The organism is Leclercia sp. UBA1284, from assembly GCF_002308415.1.
Lineage (GTDB): Bacteria > Pseudomonadota > Gammaproteobacteria > Enterobacterales > Enterobacteriaceae > Enterobacter > Enterobacter pneumoniae.
On the sequence record NZ_DBUS01000006.1, the window covers coordinates 1,066,355 to 1,088,877 of the forward strand.

General features: G+C 53.9%; 14 protein-coding genes and 1 pseudogene. All 15 read left to right on the top strand.

Going from position 1 to position 22,523, the window contains the following annotated elements; translation table 11 throughout:
- The first annotated feature begins 1 nt into the window (after window position 1).
- The 15 genes and pseudogenes from hcp to B3511_RS08455 all read left to right on the top strand — a co-directional run bounded on the left by hcp (window position 2) and on the right by B3511_RS08455 (window position 22,522).
- Window positions 2-493: a type VI secretion system effector Hcp gene (gene hcp, locus B3511_RS08385; RefSeq protein WP_286781704.1), complete on the top strand. Its 492-nt coding sequence runs from the start codon at window positions 2-4 to the stop codon at window positions 491-493.
- A gap of 161 nt (window positions 494-654) precedes the next feature.
- Window positions 655-3,294 carry a type VI secretion system ATPase TssH gene (tssH, locus tag B3511_RS08390; protein WP_286781705.1) on the top strand — a complete coding sequence of 880 codons (2,640 nt, stop codon included), beginning with the start codon at window positions 655-657 and terminating at the stop codon, window positions 3,292-3,294.
- Window positions 3,294-3,854, top strand: coding sequence for a type IV secretion protein Rhs (locus B3511_RS08395; protein ID WP_286781707.1), 561 nt, complete (start codon window positions 3,294-3,296; stop codon window positions 3,852-3,854). The genes tssH and B3511_RS08395 overlap by 1 nt, the downstream gene beginning before the upstream one ends.
- The gene (locus B3511_RS08400; RefSeq protein ID WP_349676216.1) at window positions 3,851-4,396 is read left to right on the top strand and encodes a putative T6SS immunity periplasmic lipoprotein; all 546 of its coding nucleotides are present in this window, start codon (window positions 3,851-3,853) and stop codon (window positions 4,394-4,396) included. Before B3511_RS08395 ends, B3511_RS08400 begins: the two co-directional genes overlap by 4 nt.
- On the top strand, window positions 4,383-7,097 hold the full coding sequence (locus B3511_RS08405) for a type VI secretion system Vgr family protein (RefSeq protein ID WP_286781709.1): 2,715 nt from the start codon (window positions 4,383-4,385) through the stop codon (window positions 7,095-7,097). The genes B3511_RS08400 and B3511_RS08405 overlap by 14 nt, the downstream gene beginning before the upstream one ends.
- The gene (locus tag B3511_RS08410; RefSeq protein ID WP_137273467.1) at window positions 7,094-8,965 is read left to right on the top strand and encodes a phospholipase D-like domain-containing protein; all 1,872 of its coding nucleotides are present in this window, start codon (window positions 7,094-7,096) and stop codon (window positions 8,963-8,965) included. The genes B3511_RS08405 and B3511_RS08410 overlap by 4 nt, the downstream gene beginning before the upstream one ends.
- The gene (locus B3511_RS08415; protein WP_286781713.1) at window positions 8,965-10,233 is read left to right on the top strand and encodes an SEL1-like repeat protein; all 1,269 of its coding nucleotides are present in this window, start codon (window positions 8,965-8,967) and stop codon (window positions 10,231-10,233) included. Before B3511_RS08410 ends, B3511_RS08415 begins: the two co-directional genes overlap by 1 nt.
- 98 nt (window positions 10,234-10,331) lie before the next feature.
- On the top strand, window positions 10,332-12,212 hold the full coding sequence (locus B3511_RS08420; protein WP_286781715.1) for a phospholipase: 1,881 nt from the start codon (window positions 10,332-10,334) through the stop codon (window positions 12,210-12,212).
- Window positions 12,212-13,489, top strand: coding sequence for an SEL1-like repeat protein (locus B3511_RS08425; protein WP_286781717.1), 1,278 nt, complete (start codon window positions 12,212-12,214; stop codon window positions 13,487-13,489). The genes B3511_RS08420 and B3511_RS08425 overlap by 1 nt, the downstream gene beginning before the upstream one ends.
- Window positions 13,490-13,539: 50 nt before the next feature.
- On the top strand, window positions 13,540-14,778 hold the full coding sequence (locus B3511_RS08430) for an SEL1-like repeat protein (protein WP_286781718.1): 1,239 nt from the start codon (window positions 13,540-13,542) through the stop codon (window positions 14,776-14,778).
- 383 nt (window positions 14,779-15,161) lie between these two features.
- Window positions 15,162-15,425, top strand: a complete 264-nt coding sequence (locus B3511_RS08435) for a PAAR domain-containing protein (protein WP_286781721.1) — start codon at window positions 15,162-15,164, stop codon at window positions 15,423-15,425.
- 65 nt (window positions 15,426-15,490) lie between these two features.
- Window positions 15,491-16,651 (top strand): hypothetical protein, encoded by a 1,161-nt coding sequence (locus B3511_RS08440; protein ID WP_286781722.1) that lies wholly within the window; start codon window positions 15,491-15,493, stop codon window positions 16,649-16,651.
- A 98-nt stretch (window positions 16,652-16,749) separates the two neighbouring features.
- On the top strand, window positions 16,750-20,160 hold the full coding sequence (locus B3511_RS08445; protein WP_286781724.1) for an ImcF-related family protein: 3,411 nt from the start codon (window positions 16,750-16,752) through the stop codon (window positions 20,158-20,160).
- Window positions 20,160-21,736, top strand: a pseudogene (gene tssA / locus B3511_RS08450) (type VI secretion system protein TssA). Before B3511_RS08445 ends, tssA begins: the two are co-directional and overlap by 1 nt.
- 45 nt (window positions 21,737-21,781) lie before the next feature.
- On the top strand, window positions 21,782-22,522 hold the full coding sequence (locus tag B3511_RS08455; RefSeq protein ID WP_286781726.1) for a hypothetical protein: 741 nt from the start codon (window positions 21,782-21,784) through the stop codon (window positions 22,520-22,522).
- Window position 22,523: the final 1 nt, after the last annotated feature.

A 22,523-nucleotide genomic window follows, 5' to 3' on the forward strand; every position in this document is an offset into this window, starting at 1 on the left:
CATGGCAATTCCTGTTTATCTGTGGCTCAAGGACGACGGCGGTGCGGACATCAAAGGGTCTGTAGATGTTAGAGATCGTGAGGGCAGCATCGAAGTGGTGGCGCAGGAGCATAACCTGTACATCCCGACCGACAACAACACCGGCAAGCTGACCGGCACGCGTATCCACACCCCCTTCCTGTTCACCAAGGAAATCGACTCCTCCAGCCCGTACCTGTATAAGGCGGTAACCACCGGTCAGACCCTGAAATCGGCCGAATTCAAGTGGTACAAAATCAACGACGCGGGCCAGGAAGTGGAGTACTTCAACACCAGACTGGAAAACGTGAAGGTGGTGAAAGTGAACCCGCTGATGCACGACGTCAAAGATCCCTCCTTCGAGAAGCACAACCATCTGGAACAGATTGAGCTGCGCTACGAAAAAATCACCTGGACCTATAAAGACGGCAACATCATTCATTCTGACTCGTGGAACGAGCGTACTACTGCGTAATTACCCTGGCAGACGGTTTTCCGTCTGCTTTTTTTTGCTGAGCGCCTGCCATAACGGACGCTCAGTAAAGAACACACAATCTGCCTGCCTGACCTGATGCGCTTTGGTAAGTCAACAGCGAGGGGCGGTAGCGTGCCCGGAACTGACAAAGAGAGAATCTCATGGAAAATCCAGCCATCCTGCTACGTCGTCTAAACCCTTACTGCGCCCGTGCGATGGAAGGGGCTGCCTCCCTGTGTCAGACCCGGGCGCACGCTGAAATCCTCCCCGAGCACTGGCTGCTGAAGCTGCTGGAGCAGGGCGAGGGCGACATCATGGTGATTGCCCGCCGCTACGAATGGAACATGGAGGCGATATGGCAGGATCTGCTGGCATTCCTGGAGACACTTCCGCGTTCGGTGCGCAGCCGTCCGCAGCTCTCGGACGGTTTGCAGACCCTGATGCAGAACGCGTGGCTGCACGCCTCGCTGGCGGGGGAGACGCACATCCGCAGCCAGCACCTGCTGATGGCGGTGGTGGAAAAGCCTTCGCTCCTGCGCTGCGACGGCCTGTGGCCGCTGACCACCACCGGGCAGAGCCAACTTGAGCGCCTGCGTGGGCTACTGGATACGCAGTCCGACGAGCGGGAAGAGGTGCAGCAAGAGGCTTCCCTGAGCAGCTGCGGTGACGTGGAGTTTGTTGGCCGCCCGCTGATTGCGGATATAAATGAAGGGGAGCTCAGCCCGGCCCTGCAGAACGTGCTGGAAAAATTCACTCTCGACGTCACTGCCCGCGCCCGCGAAGGCAAAATCGACCCGGTGTTCGGCCGCGACAATGAAATCCGTCAGATGGTGGACATTCTCTCAAGGCGCCGCAAGAACAACCCAATTCTGGTCGGCGAGCCGGGTGTCGGCAAGACCGCCCTGGTGGAGGGGCTGGCGCTGCGCATTGCCGAAGGCAACGTTCCGGAGAGCCTGAAACCCGTCGCCGTGCGCACCCTCGATCTCGGCCTGCTGCAGGCGGGCGCAGGCGTGAAGGGGGAGTTCGAGCAGCGCCTGAAAAACATCATTGAAGCGGTGCAGCAGTCACCGCTGCCTGTTCTCCTTTTCATTGACGAGGCCCACACCATCATCGGGGCGGGCAACCAGACGGGCGGCGCGGACGCGGCCAACTTGCTGAAACCGGCTCTGGCGCGCGGGGAGCTCAGAACCATCGCCGCCACTACCTGGAGCGAGTACAAACAGTATTTCGAGCGCGACGCCGCGCTGGAGCGCCGTTTCCAGATGGTCAAAGTCGATGAGCCAGACGACGACACCGCCTGCCTGATGCTGCGAGGTCTGAAATCCCGCTACGCTGAACATCACGGCGTGCACATAACCGACGAAGCGGTCCGCGCCGCCGTCACGCTTTCCCGCCGTTACCTTACGGGCCGCCAACTGCCGGACAAGGCGGTAGATTTACTGGATACCGCCTCGGCGCGGATTCGCATGAGCCTCGAGACCGTGCCGGAGCCGCTAACCCGCCTGAAAGCGCAGCTGACCGCGCTGGGAATGGAAAAGCAGGCGCTGCTGGAAGATATTGCGGTCGGGAATAACAGCCACGGCGAACGTCTGGTGACGATTGAACCGGAAGAGATAGGCATCATCCTCGAACTCGATGCGCTGGAAACCCAGTACGGAGAGGAACTGAGGCTCACGGAGCAGTTGCTGGCCTGCCGTCAGGACATCTCCCGCCACGCTGAAATCGCAGACATGCTGCAGAAGCTTAGTGGCGTGCAGAACGGTAGCCCGCTGCTGGGCCTGGACGTGGACGCCCGCACCGTGGCAACGGTGATTGCCGACTGGACCGGCGTGCCGCTCTCCTCATTAATGAAGGACGAGCAGTCAGAACTGCTGAGCCTGGAGGATAACCTGGCCAGGCGCGTGGTGGGCCAGGACGCGGCGCTGAACGCCATTGCTCAGCGCCTTCGCGCCGCTAAAACTGGCCTTGCGCCGGAGAACGGCCCGCAGGGCGTGTTCCTGCTGGTCGGGCCGAGCGGCACAGGAAAAACCGAGACAGCACAGGCGCTGGCCGACGAGCTGTTCGGCGGTGAGAAATCGCTGATTACCATCAACCTCTCCGAGTACCAGGAGCCGCACACCGTCAGCCAGCTCAAGGGCTCCCCGCCGGGCTACGTGGGCTACGGCCAGGGCGGCATTCTCACCGAAGCGGTGCGCAAGCGCCCGTACAGCGTGGTGCTGCTCGATGAAGTCGAGAAAGCGCACCGGGACGTGATGAACCTGTTCTACCAGGTGTTTGACCGGGGCTTTATGCGCGACGGCGAGGGGCGCGAAATTGACTTTCGCAACACGGTCATCCTGATGACCTCGAACCTCGGCAGCGACCACCTGATGCAGATGCTCGATGAACAGCCGGAGGCCAGCGACGGGGACCTGCACGAACTGCTGCGCCCCATCCTGCGTGACCACTTCCAGCCCGCGCTGCTGGCGCGCTTCCAGACGGTGATTTACCGCCCGCTGACACAACCGGCCATGCGCACCATTGTCGGCATGAAGTTGAACCAGGTGAGCAAAGGCCTGGCGCGCCACTACGGCATAAAGACCACAATTGCCGACGGCCTGCTGGACGCGCTGACCGGTGCCTGCCTGCTACCGGACACCGGCGCGCGCAACATCGACAGCCTGCTGAACCAGCAGATTTTGCCGGTGCTGAGCCAGCAACTACTGACACATATGGCGGCGGGTAAGAAGCCGCAGAGCCTGGCGCTGGGGTGGGATAAAGACGAGGGCATCGTCATTGAACTACAGCAGGAAGGTGAATAATGACCATACATGACAAAGAGAAGGACAGAGAAAAAAAGGATAAGAAAGAAGGAACGTTGCGGTTACTGATGCCAGGAGAGATTGCGCTGGCGAAGTCGGTATTCAGGTCAACGATCCCGTATCATAAAGTCTGGATCCACTGCGGCAGTTATCTGCCATTTGGCCTGCAAAATGACTTTGTAGCTATGACCCCAAATGGTGAGATCTATTTTCGTCACTGGTACAGAGATGACTACGCATTAACTGTTCCTTTCCTGCAACATCTCTTTATTCATGAAATGGCGCATGTCTGGCAACGGGAAAAGGGGATGAATGTCATCGGACGGGGGCTAATTAGCTGGGCGGTAAGTTACCGCTATGTACTGGATGGCCGTCTGTTGAGTGAATATCCGATGGAGCAGCAGGCGCAAATTATTGCCGATCATTTTTCCCTGCAGGCAGAGGGGTATGATAACTGGTGTGAACTAAGAAAAAATAATGATGTCACGCTTGAAGGAAATATTTCCGAAAATGTTATCCGTCAACAATATGCCAATGCGTTACGGGGGTTCCCGTGGTGATAATAATAATTTCGCACACCCGGGATGCTATTTTATTTTTGCTCAGCTTAGCGTTACTGACCGGATGTCCTGGGAGTGGAGACGCGCTTCGGCCTGATGAAATATCAGTGTCCAGTACGAAAGGTGACAGCGTTTGTTTCAGTGTTCCAGAGTCTGAGGATTATCAACCTGTCACTATCTCCATCGAACCGAGAGGAACACGATTCAGGGATCGGGAAATTACGTTTGACCCTAAGCTTCGTGTTGTAAATAACCTGTTGTGCATCCCCCCATCTTTTTATCTTTTCCCGGATAAAGGCCAGTTTATTATCAGCTATGTTCTGCGCTCAAAACGTCATAAAGACACACCGCGCAGAATGGTCGCCGGGATAGAAATTCACAACGACTGTATTTTCGACATTCCGCTTAATGACATGGAAGCGGTGAGGCCATATGGCGAGTTGAGCAACAGTAATGCTCAGCATTTCCAGAGCAGGCGCTACGTCCCCTGCGAACACCCTTTTAAACCTGTTCATGGAGTGAATAATAATGAATTTCACTGACGGTCTGCAAAGTGTTTTATCGACGTCGGGAACCCTGAATCGCTACCGGCTTGATATTCCCTCCAGCCCGTCGCCGCTGGACGTTGAAGAGTTCAGCGGGTCTGAAAGCATGAGCCGGATGTTCAGTTACGACATTATTTTTACCAGTACAAACAAACATCTTGATGCCAGCGAGTTGCTGCGTAAACCAGCCAGTCTGACAATGGGTGACGGTATGCTCAAGCCCCTGACGGGGCAGAAAAAAGTACACGGTGTTATTACTGATTTCCGGAGGTTGTCCGGCTCTGCTGACCAGATGTTATACCGTGTTACGCTGAAACCGTTTCTTTTCCTGCTGGATAAGCAGCATCGCTCCCACCGCTTTTTTGTCAATAAATCGGTGCCCGAGGTGGTGGAGCAGGTGCTACAGGAGCACGGACTGCAAGGCTGGGAGTACGAGTTTAACCTGAAGCACAGCTACCCGAAGCGCGAGCAGATAAACCAATACCACGAAAGCGACCTGGCCTTTGTTCAGCGTCTCCTGGCAGAGGTGGGGATATTTTACTGGTTCACGCTGCAGGAGGATGCGCAGACGGAAGTAGTGCAATTTGCCGACGCGCAGCGTGCGCTGATGTTTGGCAAAACACTGCAGGTGAACAGCCCGTCCGGGATGAGCGACAGCGGGGCGGATTCTTTGTGGGGGCTTAACGTCTCCCACAACGTGGTGGAAGCGAATGTCACCACGAAAGATTACAACCACCGTGACGCGCAGAGTGTACTCCAGTCCGCCCCTGCCGATATGACGAGGGGCGACGGGGAAGGGATGACCTACGGTGAGGTGTATCACTACCATATGCGCCATCTTGAGCGCGGCGACAAGATTGAGCCGCAGGCGGAAACCGCCAACTTTTATGCTAGGCTCGACCATGAACGTTTTCTGGCAAGGCAGACGCTGATTAGTGCTGCCAGTACCGATTCCACCCTTTCTCCGGCGCAGGTGCTGACCATCAGCGACAGCCTGCCACCGACTCTTCCAGAGGTGCTGAAGGCACCAGTGTTGATTGTCAGTACACATTTCACCGCCAGCCGAAAAGATGCACTACGTGTGAATATCATAGCTGTCCCGTACAGCGAAACGCTGTGCTGGCGTCCGCCACTGCTGCCGCGCCCGAAAGTGACCGGCACCATGACGGCGCGCGTCACCAGCGCAAAGGCTAACGATATCTATGCCTGGCAGGATGCGTCCGGCCTGTACCGGGTGAAATTTGATGCCGACCGGGATGACAAGTCGCAGGGCCAGGAGAGTATGCCGGTGCGCCTCGCCAAACCCTACGGCGGTGATGTGTACGGCTTCCACTTCCCGTTAATTCAGGGGACGGAAGTGGCAATAGCGTTTCATGAGGGCGACCCTGACCGGCCGTATATCGCCCATGCCCTGCACGACTCCCGCCACGTCGACCATGTCACGGAGAAGAACAGCTCCCGCAACGTGATCCGCACGCCGGCGAACAACAAACTGCGGATGGAGGACAAACGCGGCGAGGAGCATATCAAGCTCAGCACCGAGTACGGCGGCAAAACGCAGCTGAACCTGGGGCATAACGTAGATGCCGGGAGGAAACTTCGGGGGGAAGGATTTGAGCTCAGAACTGACTCGTGGGGAGCATTACGTGGTGGTAAGGGGCTATTCATTACAGCAGATGCCCAGTCGTTAGCCAGTGGTAAAATGCTCGAAATGCAGGATACGCTGGACAGACTAAAGCAAGCGGGTGATGAAATGGACTCGCTGTCTCGTGATGCTCAGTCAGCCAAAGCTGATCCTGCCCAGATCGATCAACAGTTAGCGTTTATGCGCGAACAAATCGACCAGCTTAAAGAGGCTGTTGCCGTACTCAGCGCGCCAAAAGGTGTTGCTATAAGCAGCGGCAAGCATTTGCAATTGACGGCAAATCGCAATCTGATAGTCAATGCCGGGGCTGATGCAGATATGGGGGTAATGAAGCGTCTTTTTATCGGTGTTGGGGAAGGGCTTAGTCTGTTTGTACGCAAGTTGGGTATGAAGATCATCTCTAACCAGGGTCCTGTGACAATTCAGGCACAAAACGACCAACTGCAATTGCTGGCACGTAAAGATCTTGAGATCGTCAGTACGGACGATGAAATTCACATTATCGCGAAGAAAAAAATCATTATAAACGCTGGAGGGAGTTATCTGACACTCGATCCCTGCCGGATAGAATTCGGTACCAACGGTGATTTTGAAGTTAAAGCCGCCGATTTTATGTATAGCGGGCCTGCCAGTATGAAGGCCGATCATCCAGACTATCCCCCGCTCCAGTCCAATGTCCGACAGTCTTTGAATCTGAAAATCATGCAATCTCCTAACGCACAGGGAATTAGCTGGGCAGGAATGCCTTACACCCTTTATGCCGATGGCGCACCACTGAAAAACGGTGTGTTGGACGAAAGAGGACAGATACCAATAGATCATCAGGTCGTGACGCAAAATTACAAACTGGAGATGGCTAACGGCGTAACTTATCAGATTCCGGTGGTTGAAGCGTACAGTAACCCTGAACAGGGTAAACTCGCTAACCGTGGTTTTCATCACCATGCTTCTCAGGCGGACGCAGAAATCAGTTCCCCTTCCTCACATACGGAGCATCGTAATATTTATGCTGATTTGCTTGATGGCCGTATTGATAAGGAAGAATGTCAATGAGCCAGAAAGATATTGTTACACCCATTGCCACGGTTGACACCAGTCAGTGCATGCTCACCTCTCCCTGGTTTGTTCAGAATACGGAATACCCACCAGCGCTGGCGACGTATAAGCCGCTGGTAAATGGGGAAGAGGCGTTTGCTGCCGTTTATCATGCCATTATGAATGCACAGAAAACGGTGGATATCATTTGCTGGGGATTTCAGCCTTCTATGTACTTTGTTCGTGATGGTAAGTCACTATGTATCGGCGAATTACTTTGTAAGATTGCGGAAACAAAAAAAATACAGGTACGCATTCTGGGCTGGGAAATGCCTTGTAACGCGGCTGGTGTGGGAGGAGAAGCCAACTTACCAGGTAAGGGAGCCATTCGTTTTAAAGACCGAGAAGGCCAGAGTACTACTGATGAACGTTATGCCTATGACCGACAATGGTTCAGTAAGTACTCCTTGTCAGGTGAATGGTCCGATCATCAATTGAAGGATGGTCAGGCAGGAATATCGGAAATCGCGGCCGCGCCAGTCGCACAACGACAAGAAAAATTAAGCTCGCTTTCTCCTTTGTTTGTCGGTCGCGGGTTCAATCCCCTGGAAAGAGCTGAAATTGCATATCGTGCTGCGAATATGGCGCTTGACCCAGACATCAGTCCTGACACGATTCTTACTCTTGCAGGTACCGTTACTCATCATCAAAAAACGGTGCTGGTTGACTATGAATTGCCGGACTCTGCCGTTGGTTTTGTTATGGGGCACAACATGCTTGATGAGTACTGGGATACGGACAAACATTCTGCAATGTTTCGTCCAGGTAATAAAATGGACCCCCGTTTAGGTGCTAACGGTAAACTGCCTCGACAGGATATATCCAGTCGAGTAACTGGCCCGATTCTGGAGCATCTGCACCATAATTTTGCTACTGCATGGAAAAAGGAAACCGGTCAGGATTTGCTGACTATTCGTGATGCCGTGTCAGTCGCTAAGAAGTTGAAAGCGCGTGCGCTGCACGGTACGCCGATGATGGCGCAACTGTTACGCACCCAAGCGCAGGCGGGAAAACATGATATTGAAACGCTTTACCTGCAAGCAGTGAATAATGCGACGCAGTTTATTTATATCGAAAATCAATATTTTCGCTGGCCGCCGCTGGCGGAATTAATTAATACGATTGCTGCAAAACTGAGTAAAGCAGGGGGCGAACTCCATCTGTTTGTGGTGACTAACGTTACTGATGAAGGCATTGGTGCGGGAACGGTAAATACTCAGCGCATGCTGGAGCTGCTCGGCCAGGCAAACACCATTCCTGAGGTGACCAAATTGCGTAAAATAGGGCAGCTCAGCAACAAAACGTTTGACGGTTCTGTCGGCTATATTGACCCAGGTGAAATAACTAAACGTAACCGTGAGATGAACGAGAAAATCGGCCTTCTTAAAAAGAATGCCGATGAAATTCAGAGTAGCCAGATCTTCTCTGAAGATCGCCCCGGGCTAAAGGTTCATATCTGTTCATTAGTCGCGCCTGACTCACCGCCGGAAGCATGGATGCCGGTGTATATTCACTCGAAGCTGATGATCGTAAATGATGTATTTACTACCCACGGCTCGGCCAATATCAATACGCGGAGTATGCAGGTGGACAGTGAAATGAATATTGCCCATGAATGGGCCAGCGTGACGCGGGATTTACGGCGGCGGTTGTGGAATCTGCATACAAACGGAAAAGGAGGGCAGGATGATGCAAGGGGGGCGTTTAAGGCTTGGGGAGATCTTCTTGATACAAATGAAAAGTATCAGGGGACAGGAAAAAAACATCCCGAGGCTTCGTTGATCAAATTTTTGTACAACAAGCCAACACTGAGCGATCTGGACTGATGAAACGACTCTTACTTTTATCCTGCCTACTGCTGACCGCCTGCGACCAGAACAATACCCATAAGGATGCGCCCATGGACCCGCTGACCGAGATTAACGCCCGGCTGGCGTTTAAGTGTAAACACCAGATTATCCCAGAAGCATCCTCTGACGCAGACGTACTGTTTAAATATGCCCGCTGGATGCAGAAAAATAACCTGATAAACCGGGATAAAGCGGTGGATGCTGGAATTGCCCGGCTGTACCGTATTGCGGCGGAAAACGGGCACTATAAGGCCAATATAAACCTGCAGAACGGCGCGCTGCGGGGGCGTTTTTCGCTGAGCAGTCATGAGCGTTTACGCCTGAGTCAGCAATTAATTGATGCGAAGGTGGCGGCGGGTTACTACTTTATTGCCATCTATCTGGAATATGGCGCGGCGGGCCTGGTGCAGGATCCGGAGATGGCGCTGCGCTACTACCGCAAGGCGGCGGATGAGGGGAATCCCCAGGCTCAGGCTTATGTTGGTGAAAAACTGTCTCCGGCAAAAATGGCGCCGCAGGTAGCGATGCAGATGCTCTACTGTGCTGCTAAGCAGGGGGAGGGGAAGGCGGCAAAATCATTAGGAATAATGCTTACTATCGATGAAAAATATCCGGAGGCGGTTGAGTCTTTCCAGATGGGCGTAGCAGCAGGAGATTCAGGTTCTGCAAGTTTCCTTGAACATGGATTTGCCGGGCCTGAACCAACAGACATGTACTATCTGGCATTGGAAAAAGACCTGAAGCGTGTCTGGCGGTATGAGCAGATAGGCGAAGTGTTGGCGAAATACTCTTGGGCCCATCCCACCGTTCCAGAAATCCACGATATCGTCCCGCTGCCGCCCGCGCCCTTGCCTGAGTGGGACGGCAGGCTGAAGTGGGTGGAAGAGCGCGAGGCCAATATCGCGCCGCCAAAACCCAGTGAAGCACAGATAGCGGAGCTGGCAAAAGCGAAACAGCTGAACCCGGCGACGGGCAGGCCGCTGCCATCCTCCCCGGATTTTGAGAAGGACAGCACCGCCCTGCTGCTGTGCCGCAGCGGTGAACCCTGCCCGAAAAGCGGTTACTGGCAGCCAGCATGGCTGCCGAACCGCGGGGTGAGTAGAGAAGAGATCCGTTATGTTAAGCAGGGCGAGATCATGCCCACCGACAGGGTGGAGCGGGTCCACCCGCGTCCCTGGCCGCTGAAGGACAGGTGGATACAGGAAGAGCAGCGGGTGGAGTGGCATCTGGTGGGTGAGGCATAGCTACGACAGACTGAAGCCGCAGCAGATATCAACAAGCCTGCGTCGCATGCTGAGCATAGTAATGTTTACGCAGAGTGAACGATAAGGAAAAAAAGCAAATGAGCCAGAACGATATAGTTGCCCCGGTTGCGAAATCTGATACCAGCCAGTGCACGATTACTTCCCCGTGGTTTATTCAGGATACGGAATACCCGCCAGCACTGGCGACCTACAAACCGCTGGTAAACGGAGAAGAGGCCTTTGCGGCGGTGCATCATGCCATCGCGAATGCACAGAAAACCGTCGATATCATCTGCTGGGGATTTCAGCCCTCGATGTATTTTATACGGAATGGTCAGGAGCCCTGTATTGGCGAACTGCTTTGTAAGATAGCTGAAGGGGAAAAAAAAGTGCAGGTGCGCATTCTGGGGTGGGAAGCGCCTTTCAATACAGCAGGATTTGCGGACGAAGCCAACCTGCCAGGAAAAGGGGCTATTCCGCTAAAGGATCGTGCAGGGCAGAGTGCGACAGATACACAGTATGCTTTTGATCGCCAGTGGTTTTCTCAACATTCATATAGTGATGATCTTCTGGAACTCAATCCAGCGTTGAGCCCTGGAGTAAAAAAAATGAATCAGCTTACAAAAAATCCGCTATTCGTTGGCCGCGGCTTTAATGAGAAAGAACGGGCTGAAATTGCCTGGCGCGCAAAATACAGGGCGCTCGACAAAGAACTCAGTGCCAGTACGGTGGGAATAATGGCTGCTGCCCCCTCACACCATCAGAAAACGGTGCTTGTTGACTACGAATTGCCGGAGTATGCCGTTGGTTTTGTAATGGGACACAACATGCTGGATGAGTACTGGGATACCGATGCGCATTCATCATCAAATCGGATCGGTAGTCAGGCACCATGGGGACCTGATGAAGGTGCACGTGGTTTTTTACCCCGCCAGGATATTTCCAGCCAGGTGACGGGGCCTGTTCTGGAACATTTGCATGAGAATTTTGCTAAAGCATGGCGCAAAGAGACGGGAGAGGATCTCATTTCATTACGTAATGCCAGGTTGGTCGGGAAAATGCTCAAACCCCGAAAAGAATATGGTACCCCTTTAATTGCCCAGCTTTTACGTACTCAGCCGCAAGAAAATAAACGCGATATTGAAAAAGTCTATCTGCAGGCGGTCAATAATGCGACGCAGTTTATCTATATTGAAAACCAGTATTTCCGCTGGCCGCCGCTGGCGGAGGTCATTAAAAAAGCGGCGCTTGTCCAGAGGGTAAAAGGACGCACGCCTGAAAAGGATGGATCATTACATTTGTTTGTCATAACCAATGTAACGGAAGGTGGAATAGGGGCGGGTACGGTTAATACCCAGCGAATGCTCGAAAGTCTGGGACGTGCTGACACTATACCGGGGGTAACCCGGGAGCGGATGATTGACAAAATCAGGGATGAAGCGCCGGGCAAATACGCTTCTGGCGCCTGGTCCCGCGATCCTGCAACTCAGGAGCGGATCAATAAAGAGTTTATCCGTCAGCAGAAAGAATATGAAGCAAAACTAAAAAAGGCAGAAGAGTTAAAAGATTCTGATATCAAAATGGTGCCGGTGCCAGGCCTGAAAATACATATCTGTTCTCTGGTTGCTCAGGACTCTCCCCCGGAAAACTGGGTACCGGTTTATGTTCATTCAAAGCTAATGATCGTTAATGACATTTTTATCACCCACGGTTCGGCGAATATTAATACCCGCAGTATGCAGGTGGACAGTGAAATGAATATTGCGCACGAGTGGAGCAGTGTGACCAAATCTTTGCGGAAACGCTTATGGGATTTGCATACCAATAAACTGGGGACAAAGGATAATGCTTCTGTTGCGTTTGACGCGTGGGAGGATATTCTCAGCAAAAATAAGGATCGTCAGCAGAATAATCAGGAACCTGTTGCCCCGGTGATTACGTTTTATTACGCCAATAACGAACTGAAGGATCTGGACTGATGCGCCAGTTAATAGTGTTCTGCCTGTTGCTGATGGCGTGTAGCCAGCACAGCGTACTGTCTGCTGAAAAGGATTTATCTGTGAGCCCACTTTCTGATATTAACACCCGTCTGGCGTTTACCTGTAAACATGAAACCATCCCGGCGGCCTCTGCGGACACGGATATATTGTTTAACTACGCCCGCTGGTTGCAGAAGAATAATCTGCTCAACCAGGACAAGGCTGTGGACGGGGAAACGGAGCGCCTGTACCGCATCGCGGCAGAAAACGGGCACTATAAAGCCAGTATCAACCTGCAGAACGGCGCGCTGCGCGGGCAGTTTGCGCTGAGCGGCCATGAACGTCTGCGTCTGAGCCAGCGGCTTATCGATGCGAAAGTGGCGACCGGCTACTACTTTATCGCCATGTACCTGGAGCATGGCGCCGCCGGTCTGAAGCAGGAACCGGAGCTGGCGCTGCGCTACTACCGCAAGGCGGCGGATGAGGGCAATCCCCAGGCCCAGGCATATGTGGGTGATAAGCTGGCGCCGGTGGGGATGGCGCCGGATTTTGCACGCCAGATGCGTCGTTGTGCTGCGGAGCAGTGGGAAGGGAAAGCCGCGGTGATGCTGGGCATTAACTTGCAGGGAAAAGGACATTATCAGGATGCTATTGAAGCTTTTCAGTTGGGCGTGGCGGCCGGAGATGGAAGTTCCGCTCGATTTTTGGCGAATGGCTTTAACGGCCCTGAACCGACCAACCCGCTCTACTATCTGGCCCAGCCGGCAGATCCGGAGCGTGCCCGGCGTTATAAGGTTATCAGTAAGATACTGAGCAACTATTCCTATGCCAGTCCGAAGGTACCGGAAATCAACGATATCGTCCCGCTGCCGCCCGCGCCCTTGCCTGCATGGGACGGCAGGCTGAGGTGGGTGGAAGAGCGCGAGGCCAATATCCCGCCGCCCAAACCTGGCGAGGCGCTGATAGCGGAGCTGGCCAGAGCGAAACAGCTGAACCCGGCGACGGGCAGGCCGCTGCCATCCTCCCCTGATTTTGAGAAGGACGACACAGCCCTGCTGCTGTGCCGCAGCGGCGAGCCCTGCCCGAAAAGCGGTTACTGGCAGCCAGCGTGGCTGCCGAACCGCGGGGTGAGTAGAGAAGAGATCCGGTATGTTAAGCAGGGTGAAATAATGCCCACCGACAGGGTGGAGCAGGTCCACCCGCGTCCCTGGCCGCTGAAGGACAAATGGATACAGGAAGAGCAGCAGGTGGAATGGCGTCTGGTGGGTGAGGCATAGACTTACTGACGGGGTGTTGATAACTGAAGCCATGGAAAGGGAACAGAGGAATGAAAGTAAAAATAGTGTGGATGGTGTTTGTCAGTCTGCTGCTGACGGGCTGCGACCAGGACAGTGTCCCGTCATCTGCAACCCCTGTACATAAGAATATTTCCGTAAACCCGCTCGATAATATTAACGCCCGCCTGGCGTTTACCTGTAAACATGAAACCATTCCAGCGGCCTCTGCGGACAAGGATATGCTGTTTAACTACGCCCGCTGGCTGCAGAAGAATAACCAGCTCAACCAGGACAAGGCTGTGGACGGGGAAACGGAGCGCCTGTACCGCATCGCGGCAGAAAACGGGCACTTTAAAGCCAGTATCAACCTGCAGAACGGCGCGCTGCACGGGCAGTTTACGCTGAGCGGCCATGAACGACTGCGCCTGAGCCAGCGGCTTATCGATGCGAAAGTGGCGACCGGCTACTACTTTATCGCCATGTACCTGGAGCATGGCGTCGCCGGTCTGAAGCAGGATCCGGAGCTGGCGCTGCGCTACTACCGTAAGGCTGCGGATGAGGGCAATCCCCAGGCCCAGGCGTATGTGGGTGATAAGCTGGCGCCGGTGGGGATGGCGCCGGATATTGCACGCCAGATGCTCCGTTGTGCCGCTGAACAGGGTGATGGTAAAGCGGCAGGCGAGCTTGGCATTGATATGCAAATCAATGAACGATATCAGGATGCCATTGAAGCTTTTCAGTTGGGCGTGGCGGCCGGAGATGGAAGTTCCGCTCGATTTTTGGCGAATGGCTTTAACGGCCCTGAACCGACCAACCCGCTCTACTATCTGGCCCAGCCGGCAGATCCGGAGCGTGCCCGGCGTTATAAGGTTATCAGCAAGATACTCAGTAACTACTCTTACGCCAGCCCAGTGGTACCGGAAATCAACGATATCGTCCCGTTGCCACCAGCGCCTCTGCCTGAGTGGGACGGCAGGCTGAAGTGGGTGGAAGAGCGCGAGGCCAATATCGCGCCGCCAAAACCCAGTGAAGCACAGATAGCGGAGCTGGCAAAAGCGAAACAGCTGAACCCGGCGACGGGCAGGCCACTGCCATCCTCCCCGGATTTTGAGAAGGACGGCACAGCCCTGCTGCTGTGCCGCAGCGGCGAGCCCTGCCCGAAAAGCGGTTACTGGCAGCCAGCGTGGCAGCCGAATCTAGGGGTAAGCAAAGAGGAAATTCGTTACGTGAAGCAGGGCGAAATAATGCCCACCGACAGGGTGGAGTGGCGATTCGTAGGGGAAGCGTAATTAAATCCTCAGTGTATGTCCGGTAGTCTGGGGCGATCCGCTGGCCCATTAATTAAGTTTAATTACACCGAATACAACGTCACGGATAAAGACTGATACGTCAACTCTTCTTGCCTTCTTGCCTGTTACTGGTGGGCTATGATAATTCAGTCACTTCGGGCCCGGTTTCTGTATGGCCGGATACATAGATAACAGTTTTAGTTTATCCGCGGCACACTTTGATTTTTCTGTCGTAGTACGTAAGCATTCTTTCATTAAAGAATGTACGGGAAATAATAAACGAAATGCAATCGCATATTATTTGATATATCAATTCTAACGCAATTATCAATATCTTCTCCGGAAGGAATTTGGAGGGGGTATATGGTGAGGTTAAGATAAAAATGAAAGGTATTATTCGTGTTGGTGATAAAAACACTGGGGGTGGTTCCGTATTAAGCGGTTCCACAAATATGAAATTTTGTGGGATCGGGGTGGCGCGACTAGGCGACCCTGTCAGTTGCCCAATAGAAGGCCATGGCCCGACGGTTATTGCTGAAGGGCATCCAACCTTCAAAGACAATGGCTTACCTGTTGCATTCCACGGTCACCGCTGTGCCTGCGGATGTACACTTATTTCGGGCCTGCCGCAGGCTGCTGTGAGCTGAATATGGCAGTGAATTTGAAGTTAATCCAGGCTCCAGCCATCAAGCCTCAACCTCCGGTATGGTGGATGTGGTTACTGTTGCTGGTTGTTGTGTTGCTGGCCGGTACAGTGGGTACGATTCTGAACAGTACGGCAAAGCCGCAGATCAATGCGAATGCATTCTGGGAAACCGCGTTGGGGCTTCCTTCATTATTCTGGCTTGTCCTGCTGGTAGTTCGTATTACCTGGTATAGGGGACAACTGGCAATTGCCCTGAGCAGGGATAACGAACGTGAAAAAATACTTCGCCGTGAAATCCTGCGTGGTCGCCGTTTTTTGCATGTACTGGGCGTTAGTCTACACACTGCGTTGCGTGAACATGCTGATACTGATGGTCAGAGGCAACGGAACGCTCTGCTGAAAAAAACACAAATCCTTAAAACCCAGACTTCCTGGAAAAGCCAGGAAGGCATACGACACAGTCGCCTGGTCAGATCTGAGGGGGAAACGGCAGAACAAACGCTGACCCGGGTTCTAAAGAAAACTCTCGAAGAACTCAGCGTCGTTCTGGCTTCAGTCCCTGCCGATGTACCTCTTTCATTATTAATGGAAATTAACACCAGCTTGCAACAACGCGAGACAGATGCAATCTGGCAGAAATGCTGGGCTGAAAGCCATATTCGACAACGTGTCACACGTATTGAGGGCAGCGGTCTGAACGTTGTGGATCAGTGGCTGGATCACCGTAGTACTGAACGCGCACTGCTGCTGGTTGTGGCAATGCAGGTCGTGCCCGATCAGCCAGAAGGTACGGCTGAAAGCGTCGTAGGTTTATTGCTTGGCAATCCAAATTTCGTAATGCCTTTAACACCGCTTGCTTACCTGCATCGCCCTGAGCAGGCGCATCAGGCTGGCGCTGATGATTTGCACTATGCCCTGAAACAGGCTCTCTGTTGGGGAGATTTGGTGTCTGACGATCTAAAAAGTGGCTGGTCAGTAGGTATTAAGCCGAAGTGGCATATGGCGATTGCGACAGGATTACTGGCGTTAAAAAGCCCGATCAATATTGGTCAGGATTTGCGCGATCTGAACGCTACCCTGGGATATCCAGGCCCGGCAGCACCGTGGGTGGCTATTGCCAGCGCAACACAGGGATGTGGTAATGGGGCAGCGCAACTGATTGTAAGTGGTGATAACGGTATGGAGACCCCACTTTGGGTGACAGTGGTGAAACCCGCAAAGGAATAGCAGGGAACGGTTTCCAGTTGTCGTTCCCGTAAAACGGAGAAGGCACAATAAAAACGGGCCGGAGAATTAAATCAACATTGGCAGAACAGGAAAAAAGGATGATTGCATCGGGTAGTACTGAACACTGGAGCAGCCGCTTCTGGTTTGTCGTACTGGTACTGGCTGGCATTGCCTGGGGAATTTATCATTTTGGTGACAGGATCGGTCTGACAAGCTCTCAGGCAAAGCTTTATGCTTTTACAGGATTGTGTATTGTTGTGTTTCTGCTGCGTTACGGGGGACTGATAGTTCAGTTCTTCTGGCTCAGGTACAAAAACAAAGATGCTAACACCCGCACCTCATCATCTGAAATATCTCCGCTGGGACAAAAAACGACACATGTAGCGACACTGACCACATTGAAGCAGGTGCTTCGCGATAAGTATGGGCTTTTCTGGCGGCGAAAGGTCACCATCCTGATGTTGGCAGGCAGCGTTACTGATGTGGAACATCTTGCACCAGGTCTGAGTAGCCAGTATTGGCTGGAAGATCAGGGAACAGTATTGCTGTGGGGGGGAGATATTAACATTTCGCCAGACAGCGACTGGTTCAAGGCTGTACGCACATTATGTTCTTGCCCGGTGGATGCGTTGGTTTGGGTGACATCCATATTTGATAAGTTTGCAATACTGAACGAGCCGGTAAATGACGCCACATTATCGTCAGATGAAATGGACAGCATTTCGAATCGTCTTGTTACCCGGTATGAGCATACAGGCTGGCGGTTACCATTGTATATCTGGTCTGTGCATCCAGGGCGTTGGCATAAGGGTAAAACGACCCAGCCAGTGGGGGGCTGCCTGTTGCCGGAATGTGCGAAACCCGCTGATATTGATACACAGTTACAGCATCTGGCCGGACAACTGACGCTCCCTGGTATACAGCAAATTTGTCTTAACCCGGAATTCACATTTTTGTTGGATCTAAAATGGTTACTTTCAGTATCCGCAGAAAAAATAAGCGCTCCTTTGTCTGCACTTCTGAATCCGTACCATTCGTTGTCCCTGGCTGGGCTTCTGTTCAGTCCATCATCCCCGGATGTAGCCCGTCGTGTAAAACATCACTGGGGTAAAGATGAACGCTGGGATGTGTTGCTGGACTCTCTCGTAACCTTGCCCGCCGGGTTAAAAGTACATAAAAAGGGATTATCACGGAGAAAAGGACTGTTGGCAGTGGCCCCCATCCTTATGCTGTTGTTGAGCATTTCGATGATGGTCTCCTTCACCGCCAACCGCAGTCTGGTAGCGTCCGCACAGGAGCAAGTTCATCAGGCCTCCGCAGACAATAAGCCGCTGGCTGCGCGTCTGCAGGCACTTTCGGAACTGCAGAAAACCCTTTCCCGCCTTCAGTATCGCGCGGAACACGGTGCGCCGTGGTACGCCCGCGGCGGCCTTAGCCAGAATGATGATCTGCTGGCGGCCTTGCTGCCGCGCTACGGCGAAAATGCGATACCGCTGCTGCGCGATGCGGCGACTACCCATCTTCAGAAACAGCTGAGCGCCTTCGTGCAGCTTCCGCCGGACAGCCCTCTACGCGAGAAGATGACCAAAACCGCTTACGACCAGTTGAAACTGTACCTGATGCTGGCCCGACCGGAGCGAATGGACGCCGCCTGGTTCTCCGGCATGCTGATGCAGGACTGGCCGCAGCGTTCGGGTGTGAAAGACGGCATCTGGCAGGGAAGCGGCACTTCGCTGCTTCGGTTCTACGGCGCCAATCTGGTGACCCACCCGCAGTGGCGATTGCATCCTGATGAAGGGCTGATTAGCCAGGCACGGACGCTGCTGATCCGCCAGATGGGGATGCGTAACAGCGAATCCACGCTGTACCAGAAGATGCTCGCGCAGGTGGCAAACCAGTATGCCGACATGCGCCTGTCGGACATGACCGGCGATACGGATGCGTCGCGCCTGTTCACGACCGGTGAAGTGGTGCCGGGGATGTTCACCCGCCAGGCGTGGGAGCAGGCGGTGCAGCCCGCCATTGAAAAGGTCGTCAGGGAGCGTCGCGATGAAATGGACTGGGTACTGAGCGACACTAAACAGCCAGCCACACAGCAGGCCTCCCCGGACGCGCTGAAAGCGCGCCTGACGGAACGCTACTTTGCTGATTTTGGCGGCGTCTGGCTCGACTTCCTCAATAGCCTGCGACTCCAGCCGGCAGCCACACTGTCGGACGCTATTGACCAGTTGACCCTGATGGCCGATGTGCGTCAGTCGCCGCTGGTAGCCCTGATGAACACCCTGAGCGTACAGGGACGCACCGGGCAGACCGGGGAGGCAATATCCGATTCGCTGGTCAAATCGGCGAAAAACCTGTTTAACCGCGATGAGCAACCCGCCATCGACCAGCAGGTCGGTGCTCATGGCCCGCTCGATGCAACCTTTGGGCCGGTACTGGCGCTGATGGGCAGTCAGACGAAAGGGACGGGCAATGCGGACCTCAGCCTGCAAACCTTCCTGACTCGCGTGACTCAGGTGCGCCTGCGCCTACAGCAGGTGACCAATGCCACCGATCCGCAGGCGATGACCCAGTCGCTGGCTCAGACGGTGTTCCAGGGAAAGGCGGTGGATTTAACTGAAACCCGTGACTACGGCAGCCTGGTGGCGGCGGGACTGGGCCAGGAGTGGAGCGGCTTCGGGCAGACGGTATTCGTTCGCCCCATGGAACAGGCCTGGCAGCAGGTGCTGACCCCGGCAGCGGAAAGCCTCAATGCCCAGTGGCAAAGCGCGGTGGTCGCGGACTGGAACACGGCGTTTGGCGGCAGGTATCCGTTTAAGGATGTCAGCAGCGAGGTATCCCTGCCGCTGCTGGCCAAATACCTCAATGCCGATTCCGGACGCATTACGCAGTTTCTGCAGACCCGGCTAAACGGCGTACTGCATAAAGAAGGAAGTCACTGGGTGCCGGACAGCATAAACGCTCAGGGGTTAACCTTTAATCCGGCCTTCATTCGCGCGGTCGATACCCTGAGCCACCTCTCCGATGTGGTGTTTACCAACGGCGAGGCCGGGCTTTCTTTTGAGATCCGCCCCGGCACGGCTGATGGCGTTATGCAAACCACGCTGGTGATTGATAGCCAAAAGCTGAGTTATATGAACCAGATGCCCGCCTGGAAGCGATTCACCTGGCCTGCGGATACGGAAGCCCCGGGCGCGGCCCTGAGCTGGATCAGTACCCAGGCCGGAACGCGGCAGTACGCCGATATGTCCGGCGCATGGGGCTGGATACGGCTCCTGGACAAAGCCACGGTCAGCGCCTACCCGGGAACGGGCAGTAGCTGGAGTCTGAGCTGGCAGGCTCAGGATGGCAGGCCGCTGAACTATACCCTGCGCACCGAAGCGGGAGAAGGGCCGCTGGCTCTGTTGAAATTACGTAATTTTAGCCTGCCGGAGGCCATATTCAGCGTCAGCGCACCTGCAATGGCCTACCCGACAGAGGACGAAGATAATACAGAGGAGACGTACTGATGGCGACCGTTGAGACATTGATTAGCGCCTGCCAGGCCAATGAGGATGACGTGGCTGCGCGGACGCAACAGCGTCTGTCGCTATGGGAAAACTGGCTGCAACCGGTATCAGCTGAAAATCCAGTCGGGGAAGACCCGGGCTACGATGATGATTTTCAGCAGATGCGGGAGGAGGTAAACAAACTCTCCGGCGCAGACACGGATCGGGTCTGTCAGCTTGCCGAAAAACTGCTGACCACCACAACCAAAGATATTCGCGTGGTCTCTTATTATGCCTGGGCGCGCCTGCATCGCGATGGTGAGGCGGGCCTGGCAGACGGTCTTGAGCTGATGGCAGCATTAGTGCTGCGTTATGGCGTACAACTGCATCCGCAGCGCGAGCGCAGTCGCCTGGGGGCGTTCGAATGGCTTGCCAGCGCCAGAATGCTCGACAGCCTCGCACGTTACCCGGAAGTCAACAATGCCGATACCCTGCGTAGTGCCGGTGCGCTGTTACTGCTGGAGCAGGCAGGAGAAATCGTTTTACCGGCTGGGCTTTACACCGCGCTGGAAACGCGTCTGCAAAAATCCGGCGGCCCGGAGGCCGTTGTGCCGCAAAACGTTAGCGATACCGGTCATACATCCATGACGGACGCGAACGTGCCCTCGCTGGGCGGAATCGCGTCAGGGCAGGAGCTGCTGGCGCAGGCGCGAGTGCTGGCTGATTACCTGAGAAACCAGCCGGAAGGCTGGCTGTCCGCCCACCGTTTAATAAAAAACCTTCGCCACGACACGCTTCACGAGCTACCGCCTCTCCTGGCGGACGGCAGAACCCGCATTGAGCCGCCGAAACCTGACCAGCGGGCGCTTCTGAAACGCCTGTATCTGCAGCAGAGCTGGCGGGAGCTGATGGAGGAGGCGGACAGCCTGCTGTCACGCGGGGCCAACCATCTGTGGCTGGATGTGCAGTGGTATCTGCATCAGGCGCTGGTCAAATCAGGCCGTGAACACGAGGCGGCTATTATCCAGGCTGACTTGAAAGGGTTTCTCTCACGTCTGACGGGAATGGAGACGCTGGCCTTTAACGACGGTACGCCCTTTGCCGACGACGTGACGCTTAGCTGGATCCAACAGCAAGTGCAGGAGAGTACGACAGGCTGGTCTGAGGCACACACGCTCGGGGCTTCTCCCGCGGTGGGCGATGAGGACATTCTGCAGCTTGAGACAGAAGCCTTAGCCTTTGCCGATAGCGAGGGACGGAGGCTGCGCTGGCGTGGCTGCAAAATCGCCCTGGCATCACCTCAAGGCGCAACCGCTGGCTGCTGCGTCTGTTGAAGGCGAGAGTCGCCGAGCAGACGGGCAAAAATGAGCTGGCGCTGCACCTTTTGGGTGAGCTGGACGACGGGGCGACAGCCGTCACGCTCACCCAGTGGGAACCCGGGCTTCTGTTTGAAGTAAAAGCCCGCCGCCTGCAACTGCTGCGCATGAAAGCAGGACGTAGCGAGGCGGATAAGGCGCGTCTGAATCCGGAAATGGAGTTGCTGCTGGCAGGGCTGGTTGCAATTGATCCGGTAAAAGCCGCAGTACTGTGCGGCTGATTACTTTCTCACCATATTATTTATTCTATAAGGAAATAGAAACATATGCGTTTCGTAAAAACCGTCATGTTGTCTTTCGTATTTTTAGCGTCAGGATGTACAGCTCTGCTTTGGAGCGGTAACGAAGTCGTTGAGCATCGATATGGATATAAAACGGTTATTGAGGACAATGTAACGGCGGCTTTTCAATATAAAAACCTTTCAGTTACGGCCTTGCAAGGCACATCTTCAATAAAAGTGTCTATTCCTGAAAATGGTGTTGCATTTCTGGGAAAGCAAAATATTTATATTCTTACTACTGGGGCTAATGAGCTTCTGGCGCTAGATAAAATATCGACTCAATACCCTTTAGTCTTGGGCTTCGAAAAAAAAGACGCTCTAAGGCTTGAGCTTAAAAAACCAGATAATGATGGTGCAATATTAAGTTTCTCCGATGAACACTTTGTATTCGTAAATCAACAAATTAAAACAATTACAGACCACGATGTCGAAACGTTAAAGCAGGTTGGTTTTCAGCGTAAAGGTGAAGACTATGTCAAACGTATATCTTTAGCTGGGGTAATACTTCCTCGTGAGAAAAATAACAGCTTGTTCAATGATATGACGCTACTGGATAAACCCCATAAGGTCGAATTTTATGTCGATAATGATTCTACAGAATTCCATCCTGTTAATTTAGTGACAAATGTCGTTCTCACGCCTTTCGCCGCGGCTGCTGATATCGTTTTTTTCCCAATTAGTATTCGCGTGTTAGGGCTAATCACCAACCCTCCTACTGGACGTTAAC

Coding starts and splice junctions, on each gene's coding strand:
- hcp (WP_286781704.1), top strand. CDS start 2: ATGGCAATTCCTGTTTATCTGTGGCTCAAGGACGACGGCGGTGCGGAC.
- tssH (WP_286781705.1), top strand. CDS start 655: ATGGAAAATCCAGCCATCCTGCTACGTCGTCTAAACCCTTACTGCGCC.
- B3511_RS08395 (WP_286781707.1), top strand. CDS start 3,294: ATGACCATACATGACAAAGAGAAGGACAGAGAAAAAAAGGATAAGAAA.
- B3511_RS08405 (WP_286781709.1), top strand. CDS start 4,383: ATGAATTTCACTGACGGTCTGCAAAGTGTTTTATCGACGTCGGGAACC.
- B3511_RS08410 (WP_137273467.1), top strand. CDS start 7,094: ATGAGCCAGAAAGATATTGTTACACCCATTGCCACGGTTGACACCAGT.
- B3511_RS08415 (WP_286781713.1), top strand. CDS start 8,965: ATGAAACGACTCTTACTTTTATCCTGCCTACTGCTGACCGCCTGCGAC.
- B3511_RS08420 (WP_286781715.1), top strand. CDS start 10,332: ATGAGCCAGAACGATATAGTTGCCCCGGTTGCGAAATCTGATACCAGC.
- B3511_RS08425 (WP_286781717.1), top strand. CDS start 12,212: ATGCGCCAGTTAATAGTGTTCTGCCTGTTGCTGATGGCGTGTAGCCAG.
- B3511_RS08430 (WP_286781718.1), top strand. CDS start 13,540: ATGAAAGTAAAAATAGTGTGGATGGTGTTTGTCAGTCTGCTGCTGACG.
- B3511_RS08435 (WP_286781721.1), top strand. CDS start 15,162: ATGAAAGGTATTATTCGTGTTGGTGATAAAAACACTGGGGGTGGTTCC.
- B3511_RS08440 (WP_286781722.1), top strand. CDS start 15,491: ATGTGGTTACTGTTGCTGGTTGTTGTGTTGCTGGCCGGTACAGTGGGT.
- B3511_RS08445 (WP_286781724.1), top strand. CDS start 16,750: ATGATTGCATCGGGTAGTACTGAACACTGGAGCAGCCGCTTCTGGTTT.
- B3511_RS08455 (WP_286781726.1), top strand. CDS start 21,782: ATGCGTTTCGTAAAAACCGTCATGTTGTCTTTCGTATTTTTAGCGTCA.